The sequence below is a fragment of the Paenibacillus sp. FSL E2-0178 genome, assembly GCF_038593005.1.
Lineage (GTDB): Bacteria > Bacillota > Bacilli > Paenibacillales > Paenibacillaceae > Paenibacillus_AQ > Paenibacillus_AQ phytohabitans.
On sequence record NZ_CP151953.1, the window covers coordinates 188,934 to 211,747 of the forward strand.

Below are 22,814 nucleotides of genomic sequence, written 5' to 3' on the forward strand. Positions count from 1 at the left end.
AACTTAACAAAGAGAGGAACTGTTACTACAATGGTAAGCAAGGTAAAACGACTATTGATCGGGCGTCCGATGAAGTCGAACGAACTCGATCATGAAAAGTTATCCAAGGTGAAAGCACTGGCTGTCCTGTCTTCTGATGCGCTCTCGTCTGTAGCCTACGGAACAGAACAAATCCTAATCGTACTTGTGGCCGCAGGTTTCACAGCTATCTGGTACTCATTGCCAATTGCATTAGCCGTATTGGGCCTGCTGGCCATCTTAATCCTGTCTTATCGGCAGACCATTTTTGCTTATCCGCAGGGCGGGGGCGCCTACATTGTTGCCAAAACCAATCTAGGGGTTCATACCGGATTGCTTGCCGGTGGCTCTTTGCTGGTCGATTATATTCTAACGGTGGCGGTAAGCGCCTCGGCGGGAACGGATGCGATCACTTCAGCGTTCCCGGGTCTTCATAATCATAGTGTACTCATAGCGGTTACTGTCATTCTGCTCTTAACGATTGTCAATCTGCGGGGTGTTACTGAATCAGCTTCCTTCATAGCCATTCCGGTATATCTGTTCGTCGTCTCCATCTTTGTACTGATTATCGCCGGAGTCTTCAAGTATGCAACCGGCGGTGCTCATGCCCAGGTTCCTGAGATCGGCTCAGCGGTATCGAACGTAAGTATGTTCCTTCTGCTTAAGGCCTTCAGCTCCGGCTGTTCGGCACTGACCGGGGTAGAAGCGGTCTCCAATGCGATCCCTAACTTCAAAGCACCGGCTGAGAAAAATGCGGCTAAAACGCTGATGCTGATGGGTCTGATTCTCGGGGCTATGTTCACGGGGATTACGCTTCTGGCTTATTGGTACGGCATCATGCCGGATGAGAAAGCGACGGTTGTGTCGCAGATTACCGAGTCTACCTTTGGCCGCGGCGGTTTGTACTTCTTCATCCAAGGTATCACTGCAGTAATCTTGTTCCTGGCGGCGAATACAGCGTATTCGGCCTTCCCGCTGCTGGCTTTCATGTTCGCCAAGGACAAATATTTACCCCATGCCTTCATGGTGCGCGGAGACCGGCTGGGATTCTCCAACGGCATTATTTTCCTCGGCGTAATGTCGGCTGTGCTTGTAGCTGCTTTTCACGGAAATACCGAAGGGTTGATTCCATTATACGCCGTTGGGGTATTCATTCCGTTTACCCTTTCACAGCTTGGCATGATGGTCCAGTGGTACAGAACTAAGCCTAAGGGCTGGCAGAGCAAATTCGCTGTGAATACAGTAGGCATGCTCACAACCTTAACCATAACACTCATCTTCATTATTACTAAATTCTCGAGTGTATGGATGGCCTTCATCTTCCTGCCGCTTGTAATCATCGTGTTCCACCGGATTCACCGCCATTATATGAATATTGCCGATCAGCTGCGCATTTGTCCGGCGACGGATAAACCTTGTATTAAAGGAAGTACAGTAGTGGTTCCCGTTGCCGGTGTTACCCGTGCGGTGCTGCATTCGATCAGCTATGCGAAGTCATTGACTGAGAATGTAGTGGCTGTATATGTCGGATTCGATGAAGAAGAGATTCACAAAATGGAACAGAAGTGGGAAGAGTGGAACCCTGGGGTGCGCCTGATTGTACTCCGCTCGCGTTACCGCAGCATCATCCGCCCGCTGGTGAAATTCATCGATACGGTGGAGTGGAAAACCGCTTCTACAGACCATATTACTGTACTCATTCCGCAATTTGTTACGAAGCATTGGTGGCAGGCGATTCTGCATAATCAGACCAGCTTGTTCATCCGTTCTTATCTGATGAATCAGAAGGATATCGTTATAGCAACTGTACCGTATCATTTGCACAAATAGACATACCCTTTATATGTAAAACGGCTGTTTCCGCAGGTTGCGGGAACAGCCGTTTTTTGTTAAGCGCAGGGTGAGTGTACATGGAACCAGATAATTTAGTTGACAGAGAGAATGAGAATCAATATCATCAGTTTATGTGAGGCGAAGGCCGCAATCACCTTTGACCAATAATGAATGTATATACAGGAGGGGTAATTAATGTTTTCGTTCAACCTGCAAAGATCAACAAGCATGAAGCTGGCTATGGCCGGACTCATGACCACGACGTTGTTATTATCCGCATGCGGAAATAACAATGCAGCCAATAACGGGGCTGCGGCAACTACGGCACCTGCAGCAACTGCAGAAGCCACTACTGCACCGGCAGAAACAACAGCTCCAGCGGTAGAGCAAACAGTAACGGATGCCATGGGACATAAAGTCACTGTCCCTGCGAACCCGCAGCGTGTGCTTGCTTCTTATCTGGAAGACTATCTGGTCGCACTTGGCGTGACTCCGGTTGCCCAATGGTCCGTGACAAACGGCACTCAGGATTACCTTGCAGCTGAGCTTAAGGACATTCCAACCATCAGCTATGACCTTCCACTCGAAGCTGTAACCAGCTTCGCACCGGACTTCACTATTGTACAATCGGAAGGTACTGTCCAGAACGGTCTGTATGACCAGCTGAACAAAATTGCACCAACGTATGTACTCGGCGACGAAGTCAGCAAGGACTGGCGCAAATCGCTGCTCAAGATCGGCGAGCTGTTGAACAAAACGCCTGAAGCTGAAGCAGCAATTACAGCGTACGATCAAAAAGCTGCTGATGCAAAAGCCAAAATCTCTGCTGCCATCGGCGATGAGTCCGTTGCCATTCTCTGGCTGGTCTCCAAGAGCTTCTTCATTGTAGACGAAACCCGCAGCAGCGGAGCGGTATTGTATGGAGATCTTGGACTGAAGCTTCCGAATCTGGTTACCGAAATTCCTGCTGAGTCCAGAGCAACGTGGAATCCGATTTCACTTGAGAAATTGTCTGAGCTGACTGCAGATCATATCATCCTTGTGAACAGTGACGGGGCGGATGCTGCTGAAGTTACGGATGGCGCGATCTGGAAGGGGATTCCGGCTGTTAAGGCGGGGAATGTTCATGAGTTTGGCAGAGCAACCAGCTGGCTGTACAGCGGTCCTATAGCTAACTCCAAAACAATTGATGATGCTCTGAGCAGTCTTGTAAAATAAGCAGCGTTCAAAATGCCGGTGATCAGCCTTTGCCGGTAGCGAGTGTGCAGGTCCTTGTATCCCCGGATACGATGATCTGCACCTTTTTTTAAATGGAGCGATAGATGAGGGCGTTCAGTATAGATTACGCGTTATCTGCTTGTACAATATTCATATATTTGCGATAATGAGAATGATAATCAATTAGAAGCAAGTAATAAGCAAGTAATAATCCTGTTAAGGAGACGGCTTATGGTTTCATCCACACGTTCTAACCTCAATCCTTCTAAGGCCGCAGAGGATAAACCCATCAAGTCGCGGCCGGTAGCTGCAGCTACGATCCTGCTGCTCGGAATAGCCGCCATCATCTTCGGGCTGATGCTGTCTGTATCGGTAGGAGCGGCAGATATCCGGCTGGCTACTGTATGGGAAGCTGTCTTCCGCTTCAATCCGGAGCTGGGACAGCATCAGGTCATCCGGGAGCTGCGGATCCCCCGGGCTTTGGCTGGAGCGCTGGTGGGTGCATGTTTTGCTGTCGCCGGCGCGATCATGCAGGGGATGACCCGGAATCCGCTGGCGGATTCGGGGCTGCTGGGACTCAACGCCGGAGCTGGTGTCGGCCTGGCATTGGCTTTCGCCTTTGCGCCTTCGCTGTCTTTCATGTATATCATGATCTACTGCTTCATTGGAGCGGCTGTGGCATCGCTCTTAGTCTTCGGCATCGGTTCGCTGTCCCATAGCGGGCTGACACCGCTACGCCTGACCTTAGCGGGTGCGGCGGTCAGTGCCATGCTGCTGGCGGTCAGCCAAGGCATCGCCATTCTGTATCACCTCTCCCAGGATATTGCGTTCTGGATGGCAGGCGGGATTGGCGGAGCGAACTGGACACAGCTCAAGATTATGTCCCCCTGGGTTGCAGGTGCGCTTATCGGGTCGCTGGTGCTCTCGCGTTCCATCACGCTGTTAAGCCTGGGAAGGGATGTTGCCGCAGGACTGGGGCAGCGCACACGGCTGGTACAGACCGCAGGGATGATCATTGTGGTCATTCTTGCCGGAGCGGCGGTCTCGACGGTGGGGCCGATTGCTTTTGTCGGATTAATGATTCCGCATATTACCCGTTATCTGGTGGGGGTGGATTACCGCTGGATCATTCCTTGCTCGGCAGTACTCGGGAGCGTGCTGATCCTCTTTGCCGATATTGCTGCGAGAATGATTAATGCGCCTTATGAAACACCGATAGGTGCCCTGATTGCAGTATTCGGCGTACCGTTCTTCATCTATCTGGCCAGCAAGCGCAAGGGGGAGCTGTAATGAACAGGACCATGTCTGTACCCTCAGTGAAATCGCGCCGCACCAGAGAAGCCGGTATTCTAACGCTGCTTGCTGCACTTATCATCATTATTTTTATTGTCAGTATGAATACCGGCTTCATGCGCTTATCACCACTTGATGTTCTACATACTCTGCTCGGTGAAGGAACCAAACAGCAGAAGCTGATTCTGTTTGATTTCCGGCTGCCGCGTATAGTGATCTCACTGCTCATCGGGGCGGGTTTCGCAGTATCCGGATCTATTCTGCAAGGCTTGTCGCGCAATGCTCTTGCTGAACCCTCTACCTTAGGGATCAACGCCGGAGCGGGATTCGCAGTGCTGATCTTCATTTCATTTGTCCCGGCAACCACAGCGGGGCCCATCTTTGTTCTTCCGCTGCTGGCGCTGGCAGGTGCAGCGCTTACGGCCACGCTGATCTATTTTCTCTCCTACCGGAGAGCCGACGGACTCTCGCCGACACGGCTGATCCTGATCGGAATTGCCGTAGGTGCCGGCATTTACGCTTTTCAGCTGATCCTGTCGTTAAGACTGGACCCGCAGAATTATCAGTTCGTAGCCATCTGGCTGGCCGGCAAAATCTGGGGCGGAGACTGGCGCTTTGTGCTGGCATTGCTCCCCTGGATATTGATTCTGCTGCCGTTCGCGTTCTACAAAGCCCGGGTGCTTAACGTACTGAACCTGGGGGATGAAACCTCCAAGGGACTTGGGCTGCCGCTGGAGCGGGAACGTCTGCTGCTCTTGGCTGCTGCTGTGGCTCTCGCAGGCGCCTGCGTCTCGGTCAGCGGAGGCATCGGCTTTGTCGGACTGATTGCACCGCATCTTGCCCGCAGACTTGTGGGCCCGCGTCATCAGATCATGCTGCCTGCAGCCGCTCTGATAGGCGCGCTGCTGCTGCTCACCGCAGACACCATCGGGCGCTGGATTCTGCAGCCTACAGAGATACCTACAGGTATCGTGGTGGCGATCATCGGAGCCCCGTACTTTTTATATCTTTTGGCAAAATCTAAGGCTTAACATAGGCATTCATAGGCGAATTATCATGAAAAATTAAAATTCTAAGGAGTGAGTATCATGTCGGAACGTTTGAATACAGAACAGCTGAGTATCGGATACGCAGAGGCGATGATTGTAAAGGGGCTGAACCTGTCACTTCCGACAGGGAAGATTACAGCGCTGGTTGGAGCGAACGGCTCAGGTAAATCGACCATTCTGAAGACGATGGCACGCATCATGAAGCCGAAGAGCGGCAGCGTCATGCTCGACGGCAAATCCATTCATAACCTGTCCACCAAAGAGGTGGCCAAGCAGCTGGCGATTCTGCCGCAGAATCCTACTGCGCCTGACGGTCTGACTGTATCCGAGCTTGTGGGTTACGGCCGCTACCCGCATCAGAAGGGCTTCGGCACCATGACGCCAGAAGACCGCAGCATCATTGCTAATGCAATCGAAGTTACCGGTATGACGGAGTTCCATGACCGTCCGATTGACCGGCTCTCCGGCGGACAGCGTCAGCGGGCCTGGATTGCCATGGCTTTGGCGCAGCAGACAGATATTCTGTTCCTTGACGAACCGACGACATTCCTGGATATGGCCCATCAGCTGGAGGTGCTGCAGCTGCTGCAGAAGCTGAATGAAGAAGAAGGCCGGACGATTATCATGGTGGTACATGATCTGAACCATGCATCCCGTTATGCACAGCATATGGTAGCGATCAAATCCGGCAATGTGATCAGTGAAGGGGCGCCGGTTGATGTAATGACACCGGTAGTTCTGCGCGAGGTATTCGGCATTGAAGCCGATATTGTGCCTGATCCGCGTACCGGAGTGCCGCTGTGCCTTCCTTACGAGCTGGCTGCATACAAGGCAGCTGGACTATAAGCGCGAGCTGGACAGGCTAGTGGAGCGGAGAGGGGCAGCGCAATGAACGAACTATTGATTAAGGAATTCACCACCAAGTTTGACCTGCATCCTGCGGTACCGGAGGGAGCTCTGCACTCCTTCGCTGCGGCTGAACTGGTGCATGAGCAGGGGATGAAGGCATTTGTAGACACTTATGGGCCGTTAATGAAAGCACTGGACGATAAAGCGGTTGCTGCATATTTCGGCGGCTATCTGTCCAATCTGGCGCTTGCTGTCCAGTATTCAGTCACAGGATTCTCCTTCGTTCCTGAGTTCAGCCTAGCGAATCTGGGGATTCATCTCATTCCGGCAGACGGATATTGCCGGATTGCCTTCTCCCTTCACGCGTGGAAGACTGAGCAGGCTCCTGAGGAACAGCAGAGCAGGGACGCGTGGCGAAATGATGTGTTTGCCCGCTTTTATCAAGAGACTGCCGGGCCGCTGGTACGCTGTATTTCACAGGTGAGCGGTTTATCACTTGGTGAGATATGGGGACAGATGCCGTCCAAATTCAATTATTATGTGGAGTCCTTTGCAGCCGGAATTACCGATCCTGCAGTGCTTAAGCGGATTGAAGCAGATTACAGCTATCTGAAAGATGAACTGCCTGCTGAAGTATTCCAGATGCCCCGGAATCCGTTTCATGTGAAGGTACGGAGAATTGAATCGCTCGTTGACCAGGAGCAGACTGTACAGATGCGCAACCGCTGCTGTATGTATTACCGGACAGAAGGCGGCCGTCTATGTTATACCTGCCCCCGGATGAAAGAAGAGGAACGTGCAGCAAGAAGGGAAGAATTCCGTTCAGAGCGTGCTGCGGCCGGGAGTTAGGTTATAAAAGGGAATGATGAAACATAATAATGCTGTATGCAGCTTCCAAACAGGCTCCTGTCATTGACAAGGGAGCCTGTTCGTTGTTAAAGTTGTGGTTGCCGCGATGCACAGTTGAGGCAGGCAGATGATCACGGTCATCATTTTCATAGAGTTAGGAGCATGAAGTATGAATATCGACAACATATATAAGGACCTGCAGCAGCTGGTCACAGCAGGCTCGCTGAAGCGCCACGAGAGTCTTAAGCATCTGGTGTATACCCGGATGGGCGGGGAAGCGGATATTTGGGCTGCTCCGGCAACCTACGATGAAATTCAGAGAATATCTACATATGCGCATGATCATGATATTCCGCTTACTGTACTCGGAAACGGCTCGAATGTCATCATCCGGGACGGGGGCATCCGCGGTATTGTGCTTCAGACCTCCGACATGACGGAAATGGGCATCCGGGACGGACTGCTCTACGCGCAGTGCGGGGCGAAGATTATTGATGCTTCAAGGTATGCGCTGGAGCAGGAGCTGACGGGTCTGGAGTTCGCCTGCGGCATTCCCGGAACGGTAGGCGGGGCGCTGTATATGAATGCCGGAGCTTACGGCGGTGAGGTTAAGGACGTGCTGCAAAGTGCACTTGTGATCGACAAGGACGGACAGCTTATTACTATGCAGGGTGACCAGCTTCAGTGGGGATACCGCAAAAGTATCTTTGCCAGCGGAGAGTATATTGTGCTGGAGGCCAGATTTGCGCTTCAGCCGGGTGATCCTGCTGCGATCAAGTCCTCCATGGATGAGCTGACCTATCTCCGCGAATCCAAACAGCCGCTGGAATATCCTTCCTGCGGCAGTGTGTTCAAGCGGCCGCCGGGCCGCTATGCCGGCCAGCTGATTCAGGAGAGCGGCCTGCAGGGAACCCGCATCGGCGGAGCGGAGGTATCGCGCAAGCATGCCGGATTCATCGTCAATGCGGATAATGCGACAGCCAGTGACTACATCGGACTGATTCAGCATGTGCGTTCAACGGTGAAGGATAAATTCGATGTCGAGCTGGAGACGGAAGTTGAGATTCTCGGGGAAGAAGCATAAATCAGCTAATAAATTCTTGTATCTGAATCAATAGACGTGTGTAAGGCCATGGGTGTGTTTCACCCATGGCCTGTATGTGTCTCAAGTAGAGGGGAAATAAACATGACGCGCACAACTTTCCTGTAATACTAGATCATTCAGCTTAAGGCTAAGGAATATTTCGCTCTGTCCGTCTCCAGCTCGACATTATCCTCAGCTACTGTATTCAGCTTCAGCCCGCTGACCGCGATCTCATAATTAGGCTGCGGAAGCGGCACAAGCTCACCGTCTGCATTGAGTGTATTTCCCGTTCCCCGCAGAATCAGTGCACTGCCCAGGTATTCATCAAGGACATCCTCAGCATTGCGGTAGTCTACGGTGTCCAGATTAAAGTGAACTGTATCCAGATCATCCAGCTCCTGCTTCTTGATCACCAGGGTTGGATGCTCCTGCGCCTCCAGCCAATCGATAAGCTTCTGTACGTTTTGTTCCATATAGGATCCCATCCTTTGGTTAGTAAGAGATTGATAATTCTAAGTTACCCTTTTCCGGGCAAATGAATCCATCGTATTTATTAATGATATTAATGATTAACATCATAAATAAAAATATAAGCGTAAAAGAATAGATCCCGATTAGGTGCACGCCGGAAGATGCATTGTTTGCCGTTGCCCATTAGGGTGTAAACTACATCTATGCATTTCTATTAACAATACATAAACGGGGAAGGTGAGCATAATGTGGGGTGCATTGATGTGGGGCGCCATTTCCGGCTCAGCTGTATTACTCGGGGCGTTGCTCGCTCTGTTCCTGTCCATTCCAAACAAGCTAATCGGCTTCATTATGGCTTTCGGGACAGGCGTACTTATCGGAGCAGCTGCTTATGAACTGCTGGAGGATTCCGCGAGTGACGGCGGGCTGACCCCGACGATCATCGGTTTTACCGCAGGAGCACTGGTGTTCACGCTGTTTGACTGGTATATCTCGCGAAAAGGCGGAGCCGGCCGCAAACGCTCAGCCAGAGCTTCAGGGAAAACGGAAGCTAAAGGCGGGAGCGGCATGGCTATTTTTGCCGGAACGGTACTGGATGCTATTCCTGAGTCAATCATGATCGGGGCCAGTCTGATTGCCGGCCAAGGTGTAAGTCTCTTGCTGGTTATCGCTATTTTTATCAGCAATATTCCGGAAGGGCTGTCGAGCACGGCCGGGCTGAAGCAGGACGGCTACGGCAAAAGAAAAATCATGCTGCTCTGGCTCGGCGTACTGGTAATCTCCACCCTGGCTTCAGGTGCTGGCTATACATTTATGGATCATGCAAGCGGGTATACGGAGGCGATGATTGCTTCTTTTGCCGGGGGCGGGATTATCGCGATGGTCTCCTCCAGCATGATGCCAGAAGCTTATGAGGACGGTGGACCGCTAACGGGATTCATCGCTGCGATGGGGCTGCTGTGCTCGTTGATTCTGGATCAGCTGTGAGGGTTGTCAAGCCTCCGGCAATCATGGTATAGTTCAAGACGCACCCTATGTATAGTCATAAGCACAAAGAAGGAATCTGCGCGCGCAAGCGCAGGAGAGGTTCGCAAACTCCCTCTATAAAAAACTAAGACCGCTACAGGCATGAGCAGCTTTCCGGATATCCGGGGGCTTAAAGAGTACGGGCATTTGCCTGTACTTATTTCTTGTTATGCCGCGCGTGTCTCATCTTAGTAGAGCCAGGTTTTCGAAATCTCGTTCTTCTTTCCAGTTCAGGCCGTGAGCCTAGGGAAAAGAGAGGGGTTTTTTGTCATGTCAGAAGGCAGACTGAAAGAGGAAATGCAGGAGGTTACCCTGCTGGGTAATCAAGGTACGAAGTATAATTTCGGCTATGCTCCGGAAATTCTGGAGGCGTTCGATAACAAGCATCCCGGCCGTGATTATTTTGTCAAATTCAACTGCCCGGAGTTCACCAGCCTGTGTCCCGTTACCGGACAGCCGGATTTCGGCGTGATGTACATCTCGTATATTCCGGATATCAAAATGGTTGAATCCAAATCCCTGAAGCTCTATCTGTTCAGCTTCCGCAATCACGGGGATTTCCATGAAGACTGTGTCAACATTATTATGAATGATCTGATCTCGCTGATGGAGCCCCGCTACATTGAGGTCTGGGGCAAGTTCACGCCTCGCGGCGGCATTTCCATCGATCCTTACTGCAACTGGGGGCGTCCGGGAACGAAATATGAGGCCATTGCCGAGCACCGGCTGATGAACCACGACCTGTATCCCGAGAAAGTGGATAACCGTTAATCCCTCAGCACACAGAACAATAAGGAGGAGTGAACTTACAATGAATAAAAAAGCACTGGTCGTCTTCAGCGGCGGCCAAGACAGCACCACCTGTCTGGTATGGGCTTTGCAGCAGTTCCAGGAGGTTCAGGTTGTTACTTTTAATTATAATCAGCGGCACGCCGCTGAGATTGAGGTTGCCAAGGAGATTGCCGCTAAGTTTGGGGTGAAGCAGCATATTCTCGATCTGGGACTGCTGAATCAGCTGGCCCCGAACGCGCTAACCCGGGACGATATCGAAATCGCTGCCGGGGAGGGCGAGGAGCTTCCGAGTACATTTGTAGACGGACGGAACCTGCTGTTCCTGTCCTTTGCAGCGATTCTGGCCAAACAGCTGGGCTATAGCCATATCATCACCGGTGTCTGCCAGACGGACTTCAGCGGATATCCGGATTGCCGGGATGTGTTCGTGAAATCACTGAATGTCACACTCAATCTGTCGATGGATGTTGAGTTCGTGATTCATACCCCGCTGATGTGGCTGGACAAAAAAGAAACCTGGAAAATGGCCGACGAGCTTGGCTATTTCGACTATATCCGTGAGCAGACGCTTACCTGCTACAACGGGATTATCGGCAGCGGCTGCGGCACCTGCCCGGCATGTCTGCTGCGCCAGCGCGGCCTTGAGCAATATGAGGCGGAGCGCCAGGGGGCTGGACTATAATGCTGGGCGAAGTATCTGTCTGCAAAATCTTCACCTTCGACGCCGCCCATCAGCTGATTGGGCACAAGGGGAAATGCAGCAATCTGCACGGGCATACGTACAAGCTTGAAGTTGTGCTGAAGGGTGTACCTTCTGTGGAACAAGGTAAATCGGACGAGGGGTTTGTTGTCGATTTCAGCGATATCAAAGCGACCGTGAAGCAGCTTGTAGTGGACCGGCTGGATCATGCTTTTCTGGCCATGGGCAATGAGCCTGTACTGGAGACACTTACGGCTACAGGCTCCAAGGTAGCACTGCTGTCGTTCCGTACGACGGCGGAGAACATGTCAGCATACATCGCTTATGAGCTGAAGCGGGCTGCTCTGCCTGTCTATTCGGTTAAGCTGTGGGAAACTCCGACCTCCTGGGCGGAGGTGCTGGCTGCAGATATTCCGGAAGAGGGACCGTCTTATCGTCGGTACGGAGGCTGCGACCATGAGTAAAATACCTGTTATTGAAATGTTCGGCCCGACCATCCAGGGGGAAGGGGCAGTCATTGGCGTCAAAACGATGTTCGTCCGCACCTACGGCTGCGATTACCGCTGCAGCTGGTGTGACTCCGCCTTCACCTGGGATGGCTCGGCGAAAGATAAAGTAACTATGATGGAGCCGCAGGAGATTCTCGCCGGGCTGCTTGAGCTGGCAGGAGAAAATTTCAATTGCGTAACCATCTCCGGAGGCAATCCGGCGCTGATCGGGGAAGCCATGGGTGAATTCATCACCCTGCTCCACGAACGCGGTATCCAGGCGGCCATCGAGACACAGGGCAGCCGCTGGCAGGATTGGTTCAGTGATGTCGATGTGCTGACGATCAGCCCCAAGCCGCCAAGCTCCGGGATGAAGACGGATTGGGACAAGCTGGATGAGATTATGCTTAGAGTCGGCAGTAACGGAAAGGCTGCCCATAGCCTGAAGGTGGTTGTTTTTAGCCGGGAGGATTATGAATATGCCCGGAAGGTACATTTCAGGTACCCGGAGGTCCCGCTGTTCCTTCAGCCGGGGAATGATAATGTCACCGAGGAAGGCGACATTTCAGGCCGCCTGCTGGGCCGGCTGGAATGGCTGTTTAATCTGGTAATTGCCGACCCGCAGATGAACAAGGCGCGGGTGCTGCCGCAGCTTCACGCACTCATCTGGCATAATAAGCGGGGCAAGTAAGGCTTGCACATTATATATTGAATGAAGACCGAACCTCTGCGATGCGGAGGTCCGGTCTTTGTGTTATAGTCCCCCGGTCCGCCTGCTCTTCCTTTGGGGTGCCGGTACCCAATACCTTTTAATGTAATTATTAGGATTAATGTAACAAGCGGAGGTGCATCACCCATTACAGGCGTAATATACTTGATGGATGATCATGTATGAGGGGGAATTGAAATGGAGAACGGATACTACGCAGGCTGGGGAACGCTGGCACTGATTAATGCGGGAATTGCCCAGGGGAAAAATCGGAGCGGATTAAACTGGTTTCTGCTGTCATTGCTGCTGGGACCGCTGGCTACCTTTATCCTGGTGATCTCGGATAAGCTACCAGAGTGAATTATCAGTTATAATATTAGGGAGTATTAGTGCTGGTATGCAGGAGAAAGTCTGCAGCAGGAGAATAACAGTCCGGGGAGGAATTGATGATGTCAACCGCATTACTGATCATTGATGTTCAAGAGGCGATGTTTGCTTATCCTGATATGAAGCTGTATGACGAAGAAGGAGTTCTGGAACGGATCAGCTCGCTGCTGGACAAGGCCCGCTTAGCCGGGGTTCCGGTGATTTACATCCAGCATACCGAAGAAGAGGGGGAATTTGTGAAGGGCATCCCTACCTGGGAGATCAGCAGCCGCATTGCACCGCAGGCAGGGGAGAAGGTAATCGAGAAGACAACTCCGGATTCCTTCCATCTCACCGGGCTTCAGGAAGAGCTTGAACGGCTTGGAGTGACGGAGCTGGTCATCTGCGGGATGCAGACAGATTACTGTGTGAATGCGACCAGCAGACGCGCACATAGCCTTGGGTATTCCAGCGTACTGGTCAAGGATGCACATAGTACCTTCGATGATAACCATCTCACAGGTGAAGAAATCGTGAAGCAGCATAATGATGCGCTTGGCTCCGGAATTGCTGCGCTGCGCTCGGAACAGGAAGTAACCTTCCGATGAATCCGGTAATTACCGCAATGAAGCCCATCCGCCGCTCCAGGCTGAGATTATTTGCCGGCAAGCGCTTTTTTATCTGGAAAAGATATTGGAAATGGATCACAGCACGGGGCAGGCTCGCCAAGGAACTTCGCCCGGAAGCTCTGCCTTATGAGGCGGCCAGCCATGCCACACCTCTGCTTCGGAGCCTGCGTAATGTCGATATGCAGCTGCAGTATAATAAAATAACGAATTTGCGCCTGGCTGTTGCCAAGCTTGACGGACTCGTCATCCGTCCCGGCGAGACTTTCTCCTATTGGCGGAGTATCGGCAAGCCGACCCGCAGGAAGGGTTATCTGGATGGAATGGTTCTGCATTATGGCGGCTTCCGGTCCGGAACGGGAGGCGGTCTCTGCCAGTTGTCGAATCTGATCTACTGGATGGCGCTGCATACACCGCTCACGGTTACTGAACGGCACCGGCACAGCTATGATGTTTTTCCCGATGAGCAGCGGACACAGCCTTTTGGCAGCGGGGCCACCTGTTCCTATAACTATCTGGATTTGCAGCTTAGAAATGATACGGAGTACACCTACCAGCTGAAGCTTTACCTGGATGAAACCCATCTGCACGGGGAGTGGCGTAGTGACAGCCGGCAGCTCTACAATTATGAGGTCTATGAAGACGGCCATGTGATCAGCCTGGAGCCGTGGGGAGGATATGTACGAAGTAACGCTATCCGCCGCAGGGTGCTTACGCTTACAGGAGAGCTGGCGGGTGATGAGGCTGTCGCCGAGAACCATGCGCTGATGATGTATTCTCCGCTGCTGCACGGATAAAGCCGGAGGATTTGGGGTTATAACATAGTGTAGCGTGAATTTACAGCCTGCTATGTCCATACCTTACTTCTGAAGGAGTGACGCTCAACATGAAGGCAGTAACCTATCAGGGCAAGAAGAAAGTCGAGGTTAAGGAAGTCGCTGATGCGCGGCTTGAAAAGAAGGATGATATCATTGTCCGCATTACCTCAACCGCCATTTGCGGATCGGATCTGCATATCTATAATGGCGAAATCCCCGGCATGCATGATGATTACATTATCGGGCATGAGCCCATGGGAATTGTGGAAGATGTGGGACCGGAGGTTACCAAGGTCAAGAAGGGTGACCGTGTCATTATTCCTTTTAATGTAGCCTGCGGGCAATGCTTCTTCTGCCAGCACGAGATGGAGAGCCAATGTGACCACGCGAATGAAGCCAAGGATACCGGCGGCTATCTGGGCTATTCGGATACTTACGGCGGCTTCGCCGGAGGGCAGGCCGAGCTGCTGCGTGTACCGTACGGCAACTTCGGCCCCTTTGTCGTTCCGGAGGATGCTGAAATGGAAGACGAGAAGCTGCTGTTCCTCTCGGACATTGTACCTACCGCCTGGTGGGGGGTTGAGAATGCCGGCGTGAAGCCCGGAGATACCGTAATTGTGCTCGGATGCGGGCCGGTGGGTCTGCTGACACAGAAATTCGCCTGGATGAAAGGCGCATCCCGGGTCATTGCCGTCGATCATATCCCATACCGGCTGCAGCATGCGAAGCTGACGAATAACGTGGAAATTTTTAATTTTGAGAAAATTAAAGAGTTTGAGAAGCACATGAAGGAGATTACGCGCGGCGGAGCGGATGTGGTCATTGATTGTGTAGGTCTCGATGCCAAGAAGACGGTTGTAGAAAAGGTAGAAACAGCCTTGATGCTGCAGGGCGGTTCACTAGGGGCGTTCCGTACCGCATCAGAGGTGGTCCGCAAGTTCGGTACGATTCAGCTTGTAGGGGTGTATGGGCTGAACTATAATATGTTCCCGCTCGGTCATCTGTTTGAGCGCAATATTACGCTGAAGATGGGACAAGCCCCGGTCATTCATTATATGCCTGCGCTCTACAAGATGATTAAGGAGAATAAGTTCGATCCCACAGATATCATCACCCACCGGCTGCCGATCAGCCGAGCGGAGCATGGGTACCAGGTATTTCAGGAGAAGGAAGAGGACTGCATCAAGGTTGTGCTTAAGCCATAGATAGAGATGCTTATCAGCATTGGTATAGCTCGTATGAGGCATGGAACCCGCTGAAAGACGGATTCTATGTCTCTTTTAATGAAAAATGCTGCTTTTTTCTGCAATTTGCGTTAAATTAACATAATGAGTCTTACAAAACACGAAGGGGCGACTACGTATGAATCCCAAAAAACCGCCCGTTCCCGTACCGCTGCTGATGGTGATCGGAATTGTGGCCATATCCTTTTCTTCTATCTTCATTAAATGGTCGTCTGCTCCGGTGTCGGTTCAGGGGATGTACCGGCTGCTGTTCACCTCACTGCTGATGCTGCCGTTCGCCCGCCGCTATAGCGGAGCAGCTTGGGCGCTGCGCCTGAAAGACTGGATGCTGCTGGGCGCTTCCGGTGTTATGCTGGCCCTTCATTTTCTGCTCTGGATGGGCTCATTGAATTACACGTCAGTGGCCAGCTCGACGATGATCATGGCTCTGGAGCCGTTATTCATTATGCTCGGTGCGTACATACTGTATAAAGAGCGAAACAGCGCCTCAGCTATGCTGGGTATGGCTATTGCTATCTTTGGAGTTGTCTTTATCGGCTGGGGCGATATCGGACTATCCGCCGAGAACCTGAAGGGTGACATGCTGTCGGTTGGCGGAACCGTAGCAGTAGCCGCACATTTGCTGATCGGTCAGAAGCTGGTGGCGCGTATGCCTTCCTATTTGTACAGCCTGATTGTATTCATCTCTGCGGCCTTCGTTTTTGCTGTTTACAATCTGGTAACAAGTACACCTTTCTTCGCTTATCCGGCCCGGGAATGGGGCATCTTTGTCCTGCTGGCGGTGGTGCCAACCGTATTCGGCCATATTCTGTTTAATTGGCTGCTGCAGTATGCCTCTGCGACTACAGTATCGATGAATATTCTGGGAGAGCCTGTCGGCGCGAGCATTCTTGCTTTCCTGCTGCTGGGTGAACAGCTGAGCGGTTTACAATGGGCAGGAGGCGTGCTGGTCATGGCCGGCCTCGGAGTCTATCTGTATTCCGGACGCAGGAAGGCGCTCAAGCTTCAGGAAGCTATGCCTAATGCGTCATAATGCGTTAGAACGGTGGAGCGAGGACATTTTTTTCACAGAACATATATAAAGGGGTAACGAATGTAATGAATGAACAAGATCAGAACGAACCTTCAGGTCTAAACGGCGGGGCTGCTCCTTCCAGTGAAGAGTTGTGGAATGAGGATACCTATGCGGCATGGACAAGCCGGTTCGGATCACCAGCCGAGGCAGCAGAGAAGCTGGCCAAAGATCCGGCAGGGAAGCTGTTCCCGCTGAATGCTTATATGGGCGATGTGCAGGGCCGTAAGATTATGAACCTGATGGGTTCGAACGGCATGAAGGCAGTAGCGCTGGGGCTGATGGGGGCGGAAGTGACGGTTGCTGATTTCTCGGAGGCGAATGGGCGTTATGCTACTGAACTGGCGCAGGAAGCCGGAGTGAAGCTGGATTATATCGTCTCAGATGTGCTGGGACTGCCTGAAGCTGTGCTGGACGGCTCGTATGACCTGGTGTTTGCGGAAATGGGAATTGTCCACTATTTCACCGACCTGGCTCCGTTTATGACTACGGCATACCGGCTGCTGGCACCCGGCGGGAAGTTCGTACTGCGGGATTTCCACCCGGTAACGACCAAGCTAATCTCCTCCAAGGGTTCAACCGCCAAGGTGCGCAAGCATAAAGTGAGCGGTGATTATTTCGATACGGCACTGGAAGAGAAGCAGGTGTCCTATTCCAAGTATATGCCTTCTTCCGAAAAAGCAGCGATGGAAGACAGACCTAATGTAGTCTATTGGCGGCGCTGGACACTCGGCGAGATTGTAACGGCTGCTGCGGCCAGCGGGCTTGTTATTCAGGAGCTGGTGGAAGAGCCCAACCTGTCGTCGGATGTATATGACAAGGGGATTCCCAAGACCTTCACTTTGGTGGCGGGAAAAAGATAATAAACGAAGTGGAAACGGCTTTGCCGTCCTTTTAAAGAAAGCAAAGCCGTTTCAGCGGGGAATAGCAGTAATTTATAGTGTGAAACCTAAGAAGTCATATGTTTCAAACAAAGGGTATCTCTTGAAGCACGGTTACGTTCGTGCGCTAAGGGATACCGTTTTTGTTATGTAAATGTAAATAAAGCGCACTGTAGACATAAGTGTTGTACGTTTTACAACTTTGATGTATGGATAGCCAGGTGTTTAGAAGGATTGTTGTATGAAATACAAGAATAATCCTGCTCAGCCGCTTGGAAAAGGTGAAATGCTGCCTTTTTTACAACAATTTTAGTTTCGGGTCAATATAATGAGGGAATTGTTGCATTATGGGCAGGATTTTATATAAAGTTACCGGATTTATACTCTTGAGAGCGGATGATCTGGGAATTCCTACAACGACGTCCATCCGCCGCCCGGAAGTCCAGCTATTCACTGGGTACCGGATCTTCGCGCTGGTCCTCCTCCTGTAAGCCGCCACCACCTGCCATTCCGGCAAAAGCCTTCTGTAACGGGGAGAGGGTGTAGTCTTTGCGCCAGGCCAGCACAAATGCACCATCGCCGGGATGAAGTCCCGGCAGCGGGGCATAGGCCAGACTTCCGGCCGCCACCTCGGCCTCAATCCCTGATTTGGAGAATACTCCGACCATCCCGCCGCCGCTAATCATACGTTTGACCGCCTCCGGCGAGCCGAGTACGGCATGGTTCCACACTTTCACATGATTGAGCTGCGTCCACTTGTCGGAGATTCCGCGCAGGAAGGAGGCGGCTTCATGCTGCACCCAGGGTTCTCTTGCTGCCGTTTCTACCGTAATTTCCTGCGCTCCGGCAAAAGGATGGCCGGGCGCAAAAACCAGCACCGTTTCATCTCTGGCAATCACTTGTGTATGGAAGGAATCATCCTGTCCGTCCGCGCTGTGCAGCACGGCCAGCTGAATCTCCCGGCTCCGCAGACGCTCCCTGACAGCATCATCCGGCAGTATGGACAGGAACACATCAATTCCATCATGCAGGCCAGTGAATTGGGACAGCAGTTTAGGCACAAGATAATTACCGGGGATGTCGCTTGCTGTAAGCTCCAGATTCCCCGAGGCCAGAGAGGTAAACTGCTTAACTGTCCGCTCAGCTTCTGCCGTCAGCGATACAATCCGCACAGCATATTGATACAAGGCGCGTCCGGCATCGGTCAGCAGCACCCGGCCGCTCCGGAACTGGAACAGTGAAGCGCCAAGCTCACTCTCGAGACTCTTCATATGGAAGGAAACGGTCGGCTGCTTAAGTCCCATCTCGGCGGCTACGTCCGTTACCTTTTTATATTTTTCAATCAGGACTACGATTTGTAATTTCACAAGATTCATGCTGATTCCTCCGGTTTGATGACGATAAATTAACGATTGTTGCTTATATATAGATTATATCTATGGCATTATTCAAAATCTATTATAACTTTTATCTTCCGCTTTACAAACTCAGTACTTTTACATAACGAACGAGCTCTAGAATAAGAAGAGTCAGAAGAGAAGCTGACATGAGCACAGACAATGCTTCCAAAGTGAGTTTTGTACGAAGCAGACCAATGAAGCAGACACTCACAAAACCTTTAGGAGGAAAAAAAAACAATGCAATTCAGAAAATCTTGGATCATGGCTTTGGCTTTAACAAGCGTAGTAGCACTTTCGGCATGTGGCAACGGGGGAAATAATGCGGCAACCAATAACGGAGGCAATGCAGCTGCAACAAATACACAAAACAGCAGCGGCGCCGAACTAAGCGGATCTATCCTGGCTTCGGGCTCCACAGCACTTCAGCCGCTCGTAGAGCAGGCAGCAGAGAAATTCATGGATGCCAATGCAGGCGTGGATATTCAGGTTCAAGGCGGCGGAAGCGGAACAGGCTTGACACAAGTGGCTGAGAAGCAAGTGGATATCGGTAACTCCGACGTATTCGCAGAAGAGAAATTGAAAGATGCTGATGCTGAGAAAGCGGCAGCACTCGTTGATCATCAGGTAGCCGTTGTAGCTATCGCAGCAGTAAGCAATCCGGATGCAGGCGTAGATACACTGACTAAGCAGCAGCTGGTCGACATCTTCACTGGCAAAATCAAGAACTGGAGCGAAGTCGGCGGCGCTGACCAGGCGATTCAGATCATCAACCGTCCTGCAAGCTCAGGTACACGCGCAACCTTCGAGAGCTTCGCGCTTGGCACCAAAACGGATGATCTGCCAGGATCTATTCAAGAGGATTCCTCCGGTACTGTTAAGAAAATTATCGGCGAAACACCGGGAGCTATCGGTTACCTGGCTCTGTCCTACCTGGATGATTCCGTTAAAACCTTGAGCTATGACGGTGTTGAACCTTCTGTAGACAACGTAATTTCCGGTAAATATCCGGTATGGGCTTACGAGCACATGTACACTAACGGTGAGCCGAATGAAACAGTAAAAGCATTCCTGGACTTCATGATGACTGACGAAGTACAGACAGGTGACGTAGTAGAGCTTGGTTACATCCCGGCTTCGCAGATGCAGGTATCCCGCGATGTAGCAGGAACTGTAACAACTAAGTAAGTACTACAGATTCATTCACAGGTATCATCCATTAGAACTTCATGTGATTAGAGGCGGATTTCTTCTGCCTCTCTTTTCACTTTAGAAAGAGGGAGCATCTTGAGGGTAAAACCAAAGAAAACGCGGTTTGAAAAACATCATATAGAGAATTTTATCGGACGCGCTTATATGTCCTTTTGTGTACTGCTATTGATTGTAATCATTGTATCGATGGTTTATTTTGTAGCCTCTAAAGGAATTGCGAACTTTGTAAGCGGTGAGGTTAAGGTTTCCGATTTCCTGTTCGGCACGAAGTGGTCGCCTGAAGCGGATACGCCTTCTTATGGAGCTTTTCCGTTTATAGCCGGTTCCTTCCTGGTAACCCTGCTTGCCGCGCTTATCGCAAGTCCGCTTAGCATCTGCGCCGCATTATTTATGACTGAAATCGTCCCTGGCTGGGGCAAAAAACTGCTGCAGCCCGTTATCGAGCTGTTGTCAGGTATTCCGTCTGTCGTATACGGATTCGTTGGCTTAAGTGTCATAGTGCCTTTTCTGCGGAATACATTGCCCGGACAGGGCATCGGGGTTGCTGCAGGCGCGCTAGTACTGTCGGTGATGATCCTGCCGACCATTACCAGCGTGGCTGCAGACGCGCTTGCTTCTTTGCCGCAAAACTTGAAAGAATCCTCCTTTGCGCTCGGTGCCACTCGCTGGCAGACGATCTCCCGTGTCATTCTCCCGACGACCTTCCCGGCTATTATGACAGGGGTGGTACTGGGGATGGCCCGTGCATTCGGTGAAGCACTTGCTGTACAGATGGTTATCGGTAATGCACCTTTTGTGCCGCGTTCGCTGTTCGAATCCGCGTCCACGCTGACCAGTGTTATTACGCTGGGTATGGGGAACACGACGATGGGTTCACCGCAGAACAACGCGCTATGGAGCATGGCTCTCGTGCTTATGCTGATGACATTTGTATTCGTATTGCTTGTTAGAATGCTCGAAAGGAGAAATAAAATTTGAAGCCGAGAACAGCAGACAAAATTGCCACTGCTATCATTGTAACGTTCGCTTTGCTTATCGTAGCTATTCTGGTTGGCCTGCTTGGATATATCCTCATCCGCGGGATGAGTCATATCAGCTGGGACTTCCTGACATCGGCACCACAGAAGATCCGTGCAGGAGGCGGTGTAGGACCTCAGCTCTTCAACTCCCTGTTCCTGCTGGTGCTGACCCTGATTATTACTATACCGCTTGGACTTGGAGCGGGGATCTTCATGGCAGAATATGCCCGTCCCGGCAGACTGACTAACTTCATCCGTCTGGTTGTGGAAGTATTATCTTCCTTCCCGTCCATCATCGTCGGTCTGTTCGGTCTCTTATTGATCGTCAATACCTTCAATCTCGGATTCTCGCTGATCTCGGGAGCACTCGCGCTTACCTTCTTCAACCTTCCGCTGATGGTTCGTATCACCGAGCAGGCTTTCCGCACGGTACCTAAGCAGCAGAAGGAAGCAGGCTTCGCGCTTGGTTTATCCAAGTGGAAGATTGTGACTTCGGTACTGCTCCCGGTAGCTCTGCCAACAATCATTACGGGAACGATCCTGTCCGCCGGACGCGTCTTCGGTGAAGCGGCGGCATTGATGTTCACAGCGGGCATGAGCAGTCCGCGTCTGGACTTCAGCAACTGGAATCCGCTTAGTCCTTCTTCACCGCTTAACCCGTTCCGTCCGGCAGAAACACTGGCGGTTCATATCTGGAAGGTCAACAGCGAAGGTCTGGCGCCGGATGCGCTGCAGATCGCAGCAGGTGCTTCGGCAGTGCTGGTGCTGACCGTATTAATTTTCAACCTGGCTGCCCGTTACTTCGGCAGATTCATCTACCGCAAGCTTACCGCTTCCAAGAGAATGAACTAGGCTAATAAGACAAACAGAGTTTACGCTTTCGAAGCGAGTTTTGCGTAGAAGACTCAGAAAGCGGATGCTGACCAAACTTTTAGGAGGAGTAAGAGATGGGCATAGCGGAACCGGTGGTACGCGAATCATTTCAAACTGAGGATCTGAGTATTTTTTATGGCACTTATGAGGCGGTTAAAGGAATTAGTCTTCCCTTCGCCCAGAATACGGTAACAGCATTGATCGGCCCTTCCGGCTGCGGGAAATCAACCTTTCTCCGTTCTCTTAACCGGATGAATGATGATATCTCCGGCTCGACTACCAAGGGCAGCATCTGGATTGACGGTATAGATATCAATGCTTCCGGAACAGATGTCATTAAGCTGCGGCAAAAAATCGGCATGGTCTGGCAGAAGCCGAACCCTTTTTACAAATCCATCTATGACAATATTGCCTTTGGTCCTAAGTATCATGGAATTAAGGGCAAAAAAGCACTGGATGAAATCGTGGAGAGCAGCCTGCGCCGCGCCGCCCTGTGGGATGAGGTCAAAGACCGCTTGAAGGACTCTGCACTGGCATTGTCCGGCGGACAGCAGCAGCGTCTGTGTATTGCCCGGGCATTGTCGGTTAACCCGCAGATCCTACTGCTTGATGAGCCGGCTTCAGCACTTGATCCTGTATCGACAGGCAAGGTGGAGGAGCTGATTAAGGAACTGAAGGAAGAACTGCGGATCGTAATTGTTACCCATAACATGCAGCAGGCAGCGCGGATCTCGGATTATACAGCCTACTTCTATCTGGGCTCGCTTGTGGAATATGACAAGACCGAGAAGGTCTTCAGCAATCCGGAGAACCAGATGACCCAGGAATATATTATGGGCCGTTTCGGCTGACGGACAGGCATTACAGGCATTGCAATAGTTACAGAAGCCATAGGCACCATTCCTTGCGGATGGTGTTTATTTTATA

The 22,814-nt window shown here is 51.5% G+C and carries 24 protein-coding genes and 1 riboswitch; of the genes, 22 read left to right on the plus strand and 2 right to left on the minus strand.

Annotation, left to right across the window (positions count from 1 at the left end):
• Positions 1-30: 30 nt before the first annotated feature.
• The 7 genes from MHI42_RS00925 to murB all read left to right on the plus strand — a co-directional run bounded on the left by MHI42_RS00925 (position 31) and on the right by murB (position 8,193).
• Positions 31-1,848 carry an APC family permease gene (locus MHI42_RS00925; protein WP_042137741.1) on the plus strand — a complete coding sequence of 606 codons (1,818 nt, stop codon included), beginning with the start codon at positions 31-33 and terminating at the stop codon, positions 1,846-1,848.
• 198 nt (positions 1,849-2,046) lie between these two features.
• Positions 2,047-3,069 (plus strand): iron-hydroxamate ABC transporter substrate-binding protein, encoded by a 1,023-nt coding sequence (locus MHI42_RS00930; protein ID WP_342422411.1) that lies wholly within the window; start codon positions 2,047-2,049, stop codon positions 3,067-3,069.
• Between the two features lie 231 nt (positions 3,070-3,300).
• Positions 3,301-4,359 (plus strand): iron ABC transporter permease, encoded by a 1,059-nt coding sequence (locus MHI42_RS00935; protein ID WP_342422412.1) that lies wholly within the window; start codon positions 3,301-3,303, stop codon positions 4,357-4,359.
• Positions 4,359-5,393 carry an iron ABC transporter permease gene (locus MHI42_RS00940; RefSeq protein WP_340986812.1) on the plus strand — a complete coding sequence of 345 codons (1,035 nt, stop codon included), beginning with the start codon at positions 4,359-4,361 and terminating at the stop codon, positions 5,391-5,393. The genes MHI42_RS00935 and MHI42_RS00940 overlap by 1 nt, the downstream gene beginning before the upstream one ends.
• Positions 5,394-5,450: 57 nt before the next feature.
• Positions 5,451-6,257 (plus strand): ABC transporter ATP-binding protein, encoded by an 807-nt coding sequence (locus tag MHI42_RS00945; RefSeq protein WP_039298947.1) that lies wholly within the window; start codon positions 5,451-5,453, stop codon positions 6,255-6,257.
• A gap of 42 nt (positions 6,258-6,299) precedes the next feature.
• Positions 6,300-7,109, plus strand: coding sequence for a (2Fe-2S)-binding protein (locus MHI42_RS00950; RefSeq protein ID WP_342422413.1), 810 nt, complete (start codon positions 6,300-6,302; stop codon positions 7,107-7,109).
• Positions 7,110-7,278: 169 nt separating this feature from the next.
• Complete coding sequence (murB, locus tag MHI42_RS00955) at positions 7,279-8,193, plus strand: UDP-N-acetylmuramate dehydrogenase (protein WP_171715891.1); 915 nt, start codon at positions 7,279-7,281, stop codon at positions 8,191-8,193.
• Between the two features lie 137 nt (positions 8,194-8,330).
• Here the strand turns inward: murB and MHI42_RS00960 are convergent, their stop codons facing one another.
• On the minus strand, positions 8,331-8,666 hold the full coding sequence (locus MHI42_RS00960) for a hypothetical protein (RefSeq protein ID WP_171715890.1): 336 nt from the start codon (positions 8,664-8,666) through the stop codon (positions 8,331-8,333).
• A 244-nt stretch (positions 8,667-8,910) separates the two neighbouring features.
• On the opposite strand from MHI42_RS00960, the gene MHI42_RS00965 reads away from it, so the two are divergent.
• From MHI42_RS00965 to MHI42_RS01015, 11 genes are all read left to right on the plus strand, one after another.
• Positions 8,911-9,651, plus strand: coding sequence for a ZIP family metal transporter (locus MHI42_RS00965; protein WP_342422414.1), 741 nt, complete (start codon positions 8,911-8,913; stop codon positions 9,649-9,651).
• Between the two features lie 90 nt (positions 9,652-9,741).
• Positions 9,742-9,785: riboswitch (PreQ1 riboswitch) on the plus strand.
• Between the two features lie 175 nt (positions 9,786-9,960).
• On the plus strand, positions 9,961-10,461 hold the full coding sequence (gene queF, locus MHI42_RS00970; protein ID WP_342422415.1) for a preQ(1) synthase: 501 nt from the start codon (positions 9,961-9,963) through the stop codon (positions 10,459-10,461).
• Positions 10,462-10,501: 40 nt separating this feature from the next.
• Positions 10,502-11,164, plus strand: a complete 663-nt coding sequence (queC, locus tag MHI42_RS00975; RefSeq protein ID WP_342422416.1) for a 7-cyano-7-deazaguanine synthase QueC — start codon at positions 10,502-10,504, stop codon at positions 11,162-11,164.
• Positions 11,164-11,646, plus strand: coding sequence for a 6-carboxytetrahydropterin synthase QueD (gene queD / locus MHI42_RS00980; protein WP_342422417.1), 483 nt, complete (start codon positions 11,164-11,166; stop codon positions 11,644-11,646). The genes queC and queD overlap by 1 nt, the downstream gene beginning before the upstream one ends.
• Entirely contained in the window at positions 11,639-12,361 is a 723-nt protein-coding gene (gene queE, locus MHI42_RS00985; RefSeq protein ID WP_342422418.1) for a 7-carboxy-7-deazaguanine synthase QueE, read from the plus strand. Before queD ends, queE begins: the two co-directional genes overlap by 8 nt.
• 216 nt (positions 12,362-12,577) lie before the next feature.
• The gene (locus MHI42_RS00990) at positions 12,578-12,739 is read left to right on the plus strand and encodes a hypothetical protein (RefSeq protein WP_167549552.1); all 162 of its coding nucleotides are present in this window, start codon (positions 12,578-12,580) and stop codon (positions 12,737-12,739) included.
• An 86-nt stretch (positions 12,740-12,825) separates the two neighbouring features.
• The gene (locus MHI42_RS00995) at positions 12,826-13,353 is read left to right on the plus strand and encodes a cysteine hydrolase family protein (protein ID WP_342422419.1); all 528 of its coding nucleotides are present in this window, start codon (positions 12,826-12,828) and stop codon (positions 13,351-13,353) included.
• Positions 13,350-14,168 carry a VanW family protein gene (locus MHI42_RS01000; protein ID WP_342422420.1) on the plus strand — a complete coding sequence of 273 codons (819 nt, stop codon included), beginning with the start codon at positions 13,350-13,352 and terminating at the stop codon, positions 14,166-14,168. Before MHI42_RS00995 ends, MHI42_RS01000 begins: the two co-directional genes overlap by 4 nt.
• Positions 14,169-14,257: 89 nt before the next feature.
• Entirely contained in the window at positions 14,258-15,394 is a 1,137-nt protein-coding gene (locus MHI42_RS01005; RefSeq protein WP_171715884.1) for a zinc-dependent alcohol dehydrogenase, read from the plus strand.
• 157 nt (positions 15,395-15,551) lie between these two features.
• Positions 15,552-16,466 carry a DMT family transporter gene (locus MHI42_RS01010; RefSeq protein WP_342422421.1) on the plus strand — a complete coding sequence of 305 codons (915 nt, stop codon included), beginning with the start codon at positions 15,552-15,554 and terminating at the stop codon, positions 16,464-16,466.
• 65 nt (positions 16,467-16,531) lie between these two features.
• Positions 16,532-17,368 (plus strand): methyltransferase domain-containing protein, encoded by an 837-nt coding sequence (locus MHI42_RS01015; protein ID WP_342422422.1) that lies wholly within the window; start codon positions 16,532-16,534, stop codon positions 17,366-17,368.
• A gap of 464 nt (positions 17,369-17,832) precedes the next feature.
• Here MHI42_RS01015 and MHI42_RS01020 read toward each other — a convergent pair whose 3' ends face one another.
• Entirely contained in the window at positions 17,833-18,762 is a 930-nt protein-coding gene (locus MHI42_RS01020) for a LysR family transcriptional regulator (protein ID WP_342422423.1), read from the minus strand.
• A 285-nt stretch (positions 18,763-19,047) separates the two neighbouring features.
• Between MHI42_RS01020 and MHI42_RS01025 the strand changes: the two genes are divergently transcribed.
• From MHI42_RS01025 to pstB, 4 genes are all read left to right on the plus strand, one after another.
• Positions 19,048-19,971 carry a phosphate ABC transporter substrate-binding protein gene (locus tag MHI42_RS01025; protein WP_256703775.1) on the plus strand — a complete coding sequence of 308 codons (924 nt, stop codon included), beginning with the start codon at positions 19,048-19,050 and terminating at the stop codon, positions 19,969-19,971.
• A 168-nt stretch (positions 19,972-20,139) separates the two neighbouring features.
• The gene (pstC, locus tag MHI42_RS01030) at positions 20,140-20,973 is read left to right on the plus strand and encodes a phosphate ABC transporter permease subunit PstC (RefSeq protein WP_231637670.1); all 834 of its coding nucleotides are present in this window, start codon (positions 20,140-20,142) and stop codon (positions 20,971-20,973) included.
• Positions 20,970-21,866 carry a phosphate ABC transporter permease PstA gene (pstA, locus tag MHI42_RS01035; protein ID WP_042137714.1) on the plus strand — a complete coding sequence of 299 codons (897 nt, stop codon included), beginning with the start codon at positions 20,970-20,972 and terminating at the stop codon, positions 21,864-21,866. The genes pstC and pstA overlap by 4 nt, the downstream gene beginning before the upstream one ends.
• Before the next feature lie 95 nt (positions 21,867-21,961).
• Positions 21,962-22,738, plus strand: a complete 777-nt coding sequence (gene pstB / locus MHI42_RS01040) for a phosphate ABC transporter ATP-binding protein PstB (protein WP_039298903.1) — start codon at positions 21,962-21,964, stop codon at positions 22,736-22,738.
• Positions 22,739-22,814: the final 76 nt, after the last annotated feature.